This is a genomic window from Dysgonomonas termitidis (assembly GCF_054657735.1).
Map to the genome: position 1 here is coordinate 1,384,373 of NZ_BAAHYD010000002.1, position 12,130 is coordinate 1,396,502.

Sequence of the window (12,130 nt, forward strand, 5' to 3'; positions counted from 1 at the left end):
TTTGAAGTGCAAATTTACAAGAAATAAAGTACAGGTGATCCCAAATCCGGAATTTTTAATTCCCCTATACCTCCCGATCCTTACTTGAATAGTTTCTTTGACTTTTCCAAATCGAACATGATACGGATTCCGAAGTCCTGATACTCGGCTTTTCTGAAAGAAGCGAATGTCCCGAAATTTAAAAGGCGCGTTATATTGATGGAATAGCCTATTTCCGAATATAGCTTCATATCCGGGGTATATAAATTTTTCAGGTGAAGGCTTTCTGTGAACATTTTGCCTTGCAGAAAAGGCAGGCGTTTCAGGAGCAAATAGTTGCTGTCGTAGTTGAATTCGCCTTTTAGCCAGTGCTTGTTGGTCGACGCTGTATAGTTATCGAGTAACATAAACGAAGTGAACGGCGATCTCAGGCTGATGGTTATGTCCGATGTATTGAACTGCTGGAAGTCGGCAAAATGCATTTTATCCTTATTGCCCAAGAATGCTCCTCCTTCGATGTGATAACCGAAACGGGAGAATTCGCTTAACCTGAGTTGCTGATATATTCCCAGCCTTAGTTTCCTGTATTTCGAATTATTTGTCTGCCACGAAGCGAAAGCTTCGCTATACCTGATGAAGAATACGGGAGAGGCGATTCTTTGATATTTTTTCACGCCGTCGCTCAGTGTGTAATATACATATGGTATATAATCTACTCCTATATTATAGGCCGTTCTGTCGAAGCGGTCACCCGAAAACATATTGGGAGTTATCCTGCTTTTCTTACCCCATGTATAATCCGTATGATTTGACAAGCCCGAGCGTTTTGCAGTTTCAATCCCTGTGATAAGCGTCAGTCCGTGAGTCAGCTCGATATTATTGGACACAGATATGTAATCGTTCTGATAAAAATGGTTGTAGTTTCTCCCTCTGATAAGAGAGTTGGTCGCATTATTGAACCTGTGTATGCCCGTAGGATTGAAGTCTTGACTGGCAGAACCGCCCGAAATTATAAGTTCGCCCATCTTCATACGGGAGTAGAGCAGACTGATATCACCTCCTCCGGCTATTCTTTTTCGGGAAGTTGTGTAATATATATAAGGCGATATACTTAGTCTGTTATTTTTTCCGATTTTGGTGGTCAGATCGAATTTTTGCCCCAGCCATAATCCGTCAACAAAATTGTATTCCGGCACCCCGAGCAATAAACCATCAAATTTGAATGTAAAACGGGTAGAATCCCCGCCAATTTTTCCTCCCGTGAAAATATCCTGAAAGGAGAATTTGGAATTATGATGATCTTTGCGTACCGAATCTATATGCTGCTGTACGGAATCTTTTTTTATATAGCTTACTATTTCCCTCTCTTCCAGCGGTATCGCGCGTATGCTTGCCCAATATGCCGAATCACGTTTGGTGGCAAGGCTGTCTGATTCCGTCTTGTAAAGAGAATCTTTTTTTATTTCGAAATCTCTTTTCTTAGTTTTTTTCTTTTCAGCAAGTTCCTTTACTATCTCTTTATTAATCTCTATATCCTTGTATTTAAGTGAAGCGTAGTAATTGAATGTGAACTTATTACCCAGTATGTCTATATTCGAATTTATGAGATAGGAAACGGGTAGGAAAGCATTTTCCTTCAATTCCTGATAAGTGATGGTATGCTCTTCCTTTACGCCATATACATTACTGGTCAGTTCGGCGGAATAAATATGCCATGTATTGTCGGCAATATAAATATATCCGCTGTATAGTATAGGGTCTTTCATTTTCGGGTCCACTTTAATCTTGTTCACTGTTATATTACCGTCTTCGAAGAAACTTTCATACCTGAACCTGTAGTAAGTAAAGGCTTTAGGATTTAGCGGGGATATGAACATACCGGCCTTAGGCATATACAGGGACGATTGTATTACACCCATCGCATCTTTCGCATCAAGATTATCGGGGATACTGCTCGAAAAGGCTTTTACAGTTTGCCTGTACTTATCCGGGGAGGTGAATTGCACTTCATTAAAGGATTCCTGCACAAATACCTGGTTCTGTAATTCCGATAATTTAATTCCTTCTGCATTTTTCGACAGCCTGTCCACCAGGGAGCCGACTTTTAGTATCTCCCCGTTTCCTTTTATATATACATCGGCTGTGTATTCTTTTATTGCTCCTGCGTAGAGTGGGGCCTTTTCTATGGCTTTCCGCATGATGGGGTAGGCCGGGTCTTCATTGTTGGAGACAGTGACCTCTTTCAGTGTATATGGGTTTTCTTCCAGCGTGATATCCAGGGTTAATGTTTCGTTGCCCTTTATTTGTATTTTCCGTTCCACTCTTTTAAAGCCGAGACACTTATATTCTACACTGTAGTTGCCTGCTGCAAGATTTGTCTGGTAAAACCCATCATCATTACAAACCAGGCCCTGATTTGCTTCATTTATATATATGGAGCTCCCATAGAGGGGTTCCCCCGACTTGCCGGTAATTTTGCCTTTGAAATTCTGCGCGGATAGAGATATGTGGGTCGAGGATAAGGCTAAGAATATGAGTAAGTAAAGGGGTTTCATCAGGATATTCGTTAATTAACTTAGTTTAAATAACTACAAATATATCAGATTTATTATTTAGGTGGAGTGTAACTTTTTCACTAAAGATTAAATTTTTGTTACAAAGGGATGACAATATTCTATAAATGAGTAGAAAATAGGATAATTTTATTATTTTTGCGCAGTTTAAAAAAAGTTGAAGTCTTAAATAATAAAATGCTTACAGTAGAGAAAATTGGCGGAACCTCCATGTCCCAGTTTAAAGATGTGCTGGAAAACGTGATTGTGGGGAAAAGAACACCCGATGAAATGTATAACCGTATATTTGTGGTGTCGGCGTATAATAATGTGACTAACTGGCTGTTGGAACACAAAAAAACGGGTGAGCCGGGAGTTTATGTGCAATTTCTCGAGAACAGCGATTATAGTATAGGACTCGATAGCCTGTGTCAGCGTCTGTTGCTGATAAATAAAGGTTTTGAAGAAATAGGTCTGGACCAGCTCGAAGCCCGCGAGTTTATCACTTATCGTATCAAGCAGGCTAAGACCATGTTGCATAGCCTGAGTAAAGTGATGGCATCGGGTTATGTAAATGCCGATGATATTTGTCTGGCTGCACGGGAGATTCTGGCTTCGCTGGGTGAAGCGCATTCAGCATGGAATTCGGTTAATATTCTCAATAATAATGGTATATCGGCGCGGTTTATAGATTTGTGCGGGTTTAACGACTCCCTGCCGCTGACTATCGATGAACGAATTCACAGAGCATTCAAAGGAATTGATTTTAGTAAAGATTTATGTATAACTACCGGGTATACCAAAGGTACTGAAGGGATTATGCGTGCTTTCGACCGTGGCTATACCGAAGTTACTTTCAGTAAAGTAGCTGTAGAGGTACATGCCAATGAGGCCATTATACATAAGGAATACCATCTTTCGAGCGCCGACCCCAACATTGTCGGGGTCGAGAAAACTGTTCCGGTAGGGCGTACGAATTACATTATAGCAGACCAGCTGGCTGATATCGGTATGGAGGCGATTCACCCCAAGGCGGCTAAACCCCTGGAACTGGCCAATATAGATATCCGTATAAAGAATACGTTCGAGCCGGAGCATCCCGGTACTCTGATAACAAGGAATTATGTGTCAGAAGTGCCTAAAATAGAGATTGTTTCAGGTACAAACAAGGTGCTGGCTATCGAAGTACATGACCCTATGATGGTAGGGGAGGTAGGATTCGACCTTAAAATAATGCAGATATTTGCTAAGTATGGAGTAAGTTATATACTAAAATCGACTAACGCCAACTCCATAACTAACATTGTCTGGGATAATTATAAATCGCGGGAGCTGATCGCCGAACTGGAGCAGAATTTCTATCAGGTAGTTGTAGAACGGGTTGCTTTGGTTTGTGCTATGGGTACTAATATAGCATTGCCGGGATTCCTGTACAGGGCGGCAAAAGCATTGTTTGACAGAGGTATTAACGTGGAAAGTTTCGGGCAGTCGCTGCGTCAGGTAAATATGCAGTTTGTAATCAAAAGGGAATTTTACAATGATGCTGTAATAGCCCTTAATGATGAATTGTGCATAGATAAATAGATTTAATAAGACTTTTTTTATATTTTTTAATTGTGTAGAATCATTTTTAATTCTATTTTTGTTAGCTGTAATAATGGAATATTTTGCAGATTTAATACCTAGTGGACACATCTAGATGTAGAAACTCCACATATACAGATATATAGACCTTTGAATTAATTAGTAATAATTTTTATAAAGTTGTTTTTTTCAAAGAATAAAAACCTATTTTTTACGTTATATTTAACTGAAAGCGTTAGTCGGAGTGCAATTTTGGAACAAAATACATTGAAAGATAAAACGGAATAGTATATTTGTAACCTAAAATTGACGCCCTGAATAGCTTTTTTTGAGTTTGAAATATTGAATGTATAACAATCATAAAACAAAAAATTGATTCACTAAACTTAAATTATTTATTATCATTATGGAAACTAAAAAACAACAATCGAACAAAAAGCCTAGATCAAAAGGTGTTTCAGCTTTTGTAGTAGTTATTGGATGTGCTATCGTAGCTCACCTATTCTTCTATCTGGTAGCCGGTGCAGACAGTAACTTCGACGAAAAAGGACATCCGATCAACGGAAACATACTCGGGACTCTGTTTCAAGGGGGTTTCGTAATTCCTATCGTAATCACGTTGCTGCTTACAGTATTTACCCTTTCTGTTGAAAGATTTTTCGCATTGAACAGAGCTAGCGGTAAAGGAAGTACAGCTAAATTTGTGATGAACGCAAAAGCTAAACTGGAAGCCGGTGATATCGCCGGAGCATCTAAGCTTTGCGACGAGCAGAAAGGTTCGGTTGCTAATATTCTTAAAGCAGGTTTAATCAGATATGCAGATGTTGAGAAATTGACAGACCTGCACAATGACGAAAAAGCTGCGATCATTCAAAAAGAAATTGAAGAAGCTACAACATTGGAACTTCCATATTTGCAACAAAACCTATCGGTAATCGCTACCATCTCTACATTAGGTACATTGATGGGGCTATTCGGTACGGTACTTGGTATGATCAAGTCGTTTGGTGCGATGGGACAAGAAGGAGCTCCGGATTCAACTGCATTGGCAATCGGTATCTCTGAAGCGCTTATGAATACTGCAATGGGTATCGGTACAGGTGCTTGTGCTATCATTTCTTATTCTTACTTCTCCGGAAAAGTTGAAGATATGACTAACGCTGTAGACGAAGTAGGTTTTGCTATTGGCCAGACTTACACTAACCTACACGGAGGTTTAGCTAAATAATTAAAAATTTTCGGAATAATTTGTGGAATTTCTGTGAAATTCTACTCTAATAAGTAAAAACAAGAAGATGGGAAAGATTAAGGTAAAAAAACAGAGCACGTTCATCGACATGACCGCGATGAGTGATGTTACTGTACTCTTGCTCACATTCTTCATGCTTACAGCAACATTCTTGCCAAAAGAGCCGGTACAGGTTTTGACACCGGCGTCAGTATCCGAACGTAAGATCTCTGAATATAATGTATTAACTATATTGATAGACACACAAGGACGGGTATTTCTGAATTTGGACGATGATAATGCCAAAAAATCGGTATTACAGTTGATGGGGCAGGACTATGGTATTACGTTTAATGACAAGCAGGTAAGGTCTTTCGTAGAGCAATCCCATATCGGGGTGCCTATGAGTAGAATGTCCGCTTTCTTAGATTTGCCATTGAGTGCGCAGGATGAAGAAATCAAAAAAATGGGTGTTCCAACCGACAGTACCAACAATCAGTTGACACGTTGGGTGAAACATGCGCGTGAAATAGGTGGTGACAATATGCAGATTGCTATTAAATCAGACCAGACAACACCATATCCCGATGTGGATAAAGTGATGAAAATTCTGGTGGAGATGAAAGAAAACAGGTATAGCCTCGTTACAACTCTCAAGAAAATGCCGGAAGGCTTGTAATAATCAAATTTAGAATTTTAAAAAGAAAAGATTATGGCTTCAATAGAGACCGGTGGGGGAGAAGAAAAAAAAGGTAAACCGAAAAAACAGACACTGAGGGTGGACTTTACCCCCATGGTAGATATGAATATGCTTTTGATCACATTCTTTATGTTCTGTACCACATTGAGTAAGCCGCAGGTAATGGATATCGCGATGCCTACCAATGAGAAACTGAACGAAGATGAAGAAGTAAAGGTGAAAGAATCAAAAGCGATCACCCTTATACTGGGAGAAAATGATAAGGTATATTATTATACAGGTATACCGAATTATGAAGACTATACAACCTTGAAAGAAACAGATTTTTCACCGGAAGGACTTCGTGCGCTGCTTTTGGACAGAAACAAAAGCATTGTGGCAAAAATGAAGGAACTGAAACAAGAGAAGTATGTGACTAACAAGAAAATGTCTGATGAAGAGTTTCAAACAAGATCAAAAGAGATAAAAGGCGATAAGGATGGACAGGTTGTTGTTATCAAGCCTACCGCCGACGCCAATTATGCAAATCTTGTAGACGCTCTGGATGAAATGCAGATTTGCAGTATTGACAAATATGCTATCGTGGATATGACCGAAGGAGACCAATTCCTTCTGGAGAATCTCAAGACTAAGGGAGCTTATGGGGCACAGGCAGCACCACCAAAAAAGTAATCACATTATAAAAAGGAGTAAATTATGTCAAAAGATATCAGATTAAATTCCGCAGAATGGTGTGATGTAGTTTTTGAAGGGAAAAATAAACAGTATGGTGCCTACAGACTACGTCAATCATCCTCGAAGAGACATATCGTAGCATTCCTTGTCGTTTGTGTATTCGCGGCTTTTGTTTCAGCTTTACCAGGATTGGTAAGTGAAATCAAAAAACTTACGCAGAACCAGAGCGGACCAATGGATGAAGCTTATGAAATGTCTAATATTCCGGTAGAACAGGAAATTCCGGAAGAGAACATTATTAAACAAGAAACGGCTCCACCGCCGCCACCGTTAAAAACGACAGTGAAATTCGTTCCGCCAACAATTGCAAGGGATGAAGAAGTAGCTGAAGAAAAAATGGTAGGCCAGGAAGAAATTCAGGAAACTAAAATCCAGATTTCGGTAGCTGACGTAAAAGGTACTGACGACAAACATGGTATCGATATCGCAGAGTTGAGAGAGCACAAACAAATTGTGGAAGAAAAACCTGTGGAAGAGAAACCATTCGTTACAGTAGAGCAGATGCCGAGCTTCCCCGGAGGTGAAACAGAAATGCACCGGTTTATCAATGATAATCTGAAATATCCGGTTGTAGCTCAGGAGTCAGGGATACAAGGTCGTGTTACTATACGTTTCGTTGTTACCAAAACAGGAGCAATCTCAGATGTAACGGTAATCCGTGGTATCGACCCGTCTTGTGATAAAGAAGCAGTAAGGGTTGTAAAAGCGATGCCTAAATGGATTCCGGGTAAGCAAAACGGTTTGAACGTACCGGTTTACTTTACCCTTCCGATTGTATTCCGCCTGAAACAATAATGCATGTTTAAATAACAAACATAAAACTGAGTAAAGAAGAGAAGTTTGAAATTAAAAATCATCTTCTCTTCTTTCCCAATAATAGAAGATATGAAAGAAGAAAACAAGACTCCGGTAAAAAAAATATATGGATTTTTTATGTCTCTATTCTATTTTGGAATAGGTTGTGCATTGTCGTTTACAACAGTATTAGAAAATATTATTCCGGTTGGAGTACCTCGTATCATAGGGGGAGTTTTACTTATTGTATATGGTTTATTCAGGGCTTACAGAGCTTGGAAAGAATAAATTTTGACAGTTTAAAAAAATATTTATGAAAAGGTTGAGCTTTATTTTATTCATCTTATCGCTGGTACTGTATTCGTGTAGCGGGCCCAAAGTTACGCGTACCGATACCCCGACCAGTGGCTTGGCAGCAATAGTTGCTGATGAATGTTTCGCACCTATCGTCCAGGAACAAGTCGATGTGTTCGAAGCATTGAACAGAGATGCTACTATTATCCCTATCTATACCGGTGAAAATCAAGCTTTCGACTTATTCATGAAAGACAGTGTGCGTGTTATTATAGCAGCTCGCGAACTGACAGCAAATGAAAGGCTGATTATAAAAGAAAGAAACCGGGTTGTACGTTCGCAGAAGTATGGTACGGATGCCATTGCTTTGATCGTGAATAAAGCGAATACAGATACACTGATAACAGTAGCAGATATAAAACGGATAATGACAGGGGAGGTTCGTACATGGAAAGAACTTAATCCCAAGTCATCGCTAGGCGAGATCGCCGTAACATTCGATAGCCCCAATTCAAGTACTGTCAGATACCTCAGAGACTCTGTCTGTGGTGGTAGACTGGGTAATAACCTGAAAGCAAGAGCTTCGGATAGTACCAAGACTATTGATTTGTCGGAACGTACACCGAATCAGCAAGTGATAGATTATGTCGCGTCCACACCGAATGCTTTAGGCATCATAGGGGTGAACTGGATCAGTAATCCGTCCGATACAACCAATTTAAGTTTTATTAATAAAATCAATGTGATGGCTGTCAGTAGAGCTGAAGAAGCCACTGATAGAAACAGTTATCAGCCTTTTGCGGCTTATATAGGGTTGGAAAAATACCCTTTAAGCCGGAGTCTGTATATAATAATTTCAGATGTGAGAGGTGGATTGCCATCAGGTTTTGTTAACTTTGCAGCGGGTGAAAGAGGGCAACGTATTGTGTATAAGGCCGGTCTTTACCCTGCATATGGCTTAACACGGGTAGTAAGTGTAAGGCCTTCTTTATAAATACTGTAGCAACTATATAAAATAGAATCATTAATCACAAAAATATTACTTAGAAAGATGAAAATGAAGTATTTTTTAGGCTCTTTTCTGAGCCTTATGATCAGCATTTCGGCCCTAGCGCAAAATAGCCCGGGGGCGGATTACTTGAGCCTCGGAGAATTGAAGCTAGCGAAAGAATATTTTCAAAAAACGTTGAGCCAATCTCCGGCAGAAGCAAATTACTATCTTGGTGAAATTGCATTTCAGGAAGGTAAAACAGCCGAAGCCAAATCATTTTATGAAAAAGCGCTGGCTGCCAATCCTGAGGCTGCCCTCGGTGCTATTGGCTTAGCTAAACTGCAATTAAAATCAGATCCTAAAGCAGCTGAAGACCAACTGAAAGAAATTCAGAAGAAAAATAAGAAAGACGTAGCAGTCATTCTTGCTATTGCTCAGGCATATCTTGATAACGGCATGAAAGAAAAAGCTCTGGAGAAATTGCAGGATGCCCGTAAGGCAGATAAAAAATCTCCATATATATACATATTTGAAGGTGACATGTTAGCTAAAGAAAATAAGCCGGGCGATGCGGCTATGCAATACGACCAGGCTATCAACTTCGATGCTAACTGTGTTCTTGCGTATATGAAAGGAGCCAGAGTTTACGAGTTTATCAACCGTAAAACAGCTACGGATATGTTGAAGAAAGTGATTGAAATAAATCCGAATTACAGTATAGCTTACAAAGCCCTGGCAGACGTGTCGTATCGCGATGGATTCTATCCGGATGCTATTGCAGCCTATAAGGAATACTTCAAAGGTGGCGATTATACAATCGAGGATATTACCCGTTATGCAGCAGCCGAGTATTTCACTCAACAGTATAATGAGGCTAAAACACTTATTAGCGAAGGGTTGAGCAAAGAACCAAACAACTTTGTATTGAATCGTTTGTCAATGTATACCAGCAGCGATTTGAAAGATTATGCAGCAGCCGTATCGGCCGGTGACAAATTCTTTAGCCTGCCTAAAGCGAATGATACGATCAAATATCTGAAGCAGGATTATCTGGCTTATGCAAGTTCTTTGAGCGAAACCGGGAATAAAGCTAAAGCAATCGAGCAATATAAGAAACTAATAGAACTCGATCCTTCTAATGTGGATATATATAAAGAGATAGCAACTATCTGTGCAAACGAGAAAATGTATCCGGAAGCAGCCGAATTCTATAAGAAATATACTGAACTTGGTGGAGAGAAGATCGACGCTCAGGATTACTATCAGCTAGGTTTATATTATACCAATGCAGGTAGGGCGGCTAAAAATGATACAATCAATATGACTGCCGACCAAGCTAAAGCTAAATCGGTAGAATTCTATAAACTGGCTGATGGGGCGTTTGCCACCGTTAGTGAAAGAATGCCTGACAGTTATCTAGGTTTTTATCAGAGAGCACGTACAAACTTTGAGTTAGACCCTGATAGCGAACTAGGCCTGGCTAAACCTCACTATGAGAAAACAATTGAAGTTATTCTGGCTAAAAACGATGGAGAGAACACCAGAATATTGATAGAAGCATACAGCTATCTAAGCTACTACTACTATCTGCAGTTTGATAAAACTAAAAAAGCAGAAGATAAAGCTAATGTAAAATTATATGCAGAGAAGGTCCTGGAACTGGATCCTGAAAATGCAAACGGTAAGGCTTTATTCGAATTTGCAAACGGTAAATAATTCATCCGAATATAGTTGAGGTAACCCGGGCTTGATTAAGTCCGGGTTATTTTTTGTGAAAAAAATGATTAAATAGAGAAAAAACCGTATCTTTGCAGCCAATTAAGTGGATAGATTTGTATTGATTGCAACCACATGAAAAAATGCTAAACCATTTTCTGCACTGCATTATACATATCCTTCCTGTTTTCTTAACAGTAAAATTTTTATATACAAATGAGTTATTTATTTACATCCGAATCTGTTTCGGAAGGACATCCGGATAAAGTTGCAGACCAGATTTCAGACTCCCTGTTAGATGAGTTTCTTGCATACGATGAAAACTCCAAAGTAGCTTGTGAAACACTGGTTACCACCGGACAAGTCGTATTGGCCGGAGAAGTTAAATCAAAAGCATATATTGATATACCGGAAACTGCCCGCAAAGTGATCGAACGTATCGGTTATACAAAAAGTGAATATCAGTTTGAGGCGCAATCTTGTGGCGTTTTGTCTGCCATACACGAACAATCCGACGATATCAACAGAGGAGTGGATGGTAAATCCGACCCGATGGATCAGGGGGCAGGAGACCAAGGTATGATGTTTGGTTACGCTACATCTGAAACGGATAACTATATGCCTCTCGCGCTTGACTTGTCTCATGCTCTTTTATTGGAATTGGCGGCAATCCGTAAGAACGAACTGCAGTTAATGCCTTATCTTCGTCCCGATGCAAAATCTCAGGTAACGATAGAATATGATGATAACGGAACACCATTGCGCATAGATACCATTGTTATCTCTACCCAGCACGACGAGTTTGGAGACGATGCGGCTATGCAGGCCAGAATCAAGAGTGATGTTATCAATATCCTGATACCTCGTGTAAAAGAAAAATATAAGTTCAGAGAGGATATTTCTAAATTATTCAATGACAATATTACCTATCACGTAAATCCTACCGGACGTTTTGTTATCGGAGGGCCTCATGGAGATACCGGGCTTACTGGCCGTAAAATTATTGTCGATACCTATGGAGGTAAAGGTGCTCATGGAGGAGGTGCCTTTTCGGGCAAAGACCCGTCTAAAGTAGACCGCTCGGCAGCCTATGCAGCACGTCATATCGCAAAGAATCTGGTGGCGGCAGGTGTATCTTCCGAAATATTGGTTCAGGTATCATATGCCATAGGTGTGGCCAAACCGATGAATATTTATGTAAATACATACGGTAAGAGCAATTTAAATATTACGGATGGGGAAATAGCCAGGAAAGTTGAAAAACTCTTTGATATGCGCCCTAAAGCGATTGAGCAGAGATTGAAACTGCGCAATCCTATATACGCCGAAACTGCAGCTTATGGCCATATGGGACGTGAACCGCAGGTGGTGACTAAGTTATTCAGATCACGTTACAATCCTGAAGGAGTATCCCGTGAAGTGGAACTGTTTACTTGGGAGAAACTGGATTATGTAGATGCCGTGAAGAAGGAATTTGGCTTGTAATAAGAATAAGCAGGGGGTGCAGGTCCGGAGAATGCAGGATCTGTACCTTTCTGGTAATAACTAACGGATTA

General features: G+C 40.0%; 10 protein-coding genes. 9 read left to right on the plus strand and 1 reads right to left on the minus strand.

Annotated features, from left to right (window positions below; all coding sequences use genetic code 11):
• Positions 1 to 80: 80 nt before the first annotated feature.
• Positions 81 to 2,534 carry a DUF5686 and carboxypeptidase regulatory-like domain-containing protein gene (locus ACYQ3L_RS09730; protein WP_379995792.1) on the minus strand — a complete coding sequence of 818 codons (2,454 nt, stop codon included), beginning with the start codon at positions 2,532 to 2,534 and terminating at the stop codon, positions 81 to 83.
• Between the two features lie 195 nt (positions 2,535 to 2,729).
• Between ACYQ3L_RS09730 and ACYQ3L_RS09735 the strand changes: the two genes are divergently transcribed.
• From ACYQ3L_RS09735 to metK, 9 genes are all read left to right on the plus strand, one after another.
• Complete coding sequence (locus ACYQ3L_RS09735; protein WP_379995790.1) at positions 2,730 to 4,115, plus strand: aspartate kinase; 1,386 nt, start codon at positions 2,730 to 2,732, stop codon at positions 4,113 to 4,115.
• Between the two features lie 406 nt (positions 4,116 to 4,521).
• Positions 4,522 to 5,343: a MotA/TolQ/ExbB proton channel family protein gene (locus ACYQ3L_RS09740; protein WP_379995788.1), complete on the plus strand. Its 822-nt coding sequence runs from the start codon at positions 4,522 to 4,524 to the stop codon at positions 5,341 to 5,343.
• A 67-nt stretch (positions 5,344 to 5,410) separates the two neighbouring features.
• Complete coding sequence (locus ACYQ3L_RS09745) at positions 5,411 to 6,022, plus strand: ExbD/TolR family protein (RefSeq protein ID WP_379995786.1); 612 nt, start codon at positions 5,411 to 5,413, stop codon at positions 6,020 to 6,022.
• A gap of 33 nt (positions 6,023 to 6,055) precedes the next feature.
• Positions 6,056 to 6,715, plus strand: coding sequence for an ExbD/TolR family protein (locus ACYQ3L_RS09750; protein WP_379995784.1), 660 nt, complete (start codon positions 6,056 to 6,058; stop codon positions 6,713 to 6,715).
• Between the two features lie 24 nt (positions 6,716 to 6,739).
• Positions 6,740 to 7,573: an energy transducer TonB gene (locus ACYQ3L_RS09755; protein ID WP_291107855.1), complete on the plus strand. Its 834-nt coding sequence runs from the start codon at positions 6,740 to 6,742 to the stop codon at positions 7,571 to 7,573.
• Positions 7,574 to 7,663: 90 nt separating this feature from the next.
• Positions 7,664 to 7,861 (plus strand): hypothetical protein, encoded by a 198-nt coding sequence (locus tag ACYQ3L_RS09760; RefSeq protein WP_379995782.1) that lies wholly within the window; start codon positions 7,664 to 7,666, stop codon positions 7,859 to 7,861.
• Positions 7,862 to 7,886: 25 nt separating this feature from the next.
• Entirely contained in the window at positions 7,887 to 8,861 is a 975-nt protein-coding gene (locus tag ACYQ3L_RS09765) for a PstS family phosphate ABC transporter substrate-binding protein (RefSeq protein ID WP_379995780.1), read from the plus strand.
• 63 nt (positions 8,862 to 8,924) lie between these two features.
• Positions 8,925 to 10,574 carry a tetratricopeptide repeat protein gene (locus tag ACYQ3L_RS09770; RefSeq protein ID WP_379995778.1) on the plus strand — a complete coding sequence of 550 codons (1,650 nt, stop codon included), beginning with the start codon at positions 8,925 to 8,927 and terminating at the stop codon, positions 10,572 to 10,574.
• Between the two features lie 216 nt (positions 10,575 to 10,790).
• Positions 10,791 to 12,059, plus strand: a complete 1,269-nt coding sequence (gene metK, locus ACYQ3L_RS09775) for a methionine adenosyltransferase (RefSeq protein ID WP_379995776.1) — start codon at positions 10,791 to 10,793, stop codon at positions 12,057 to 12,059.
• The last annotated feature ends 71 nt before the right edge of the window (positions 12,060 to 12,130 follow it).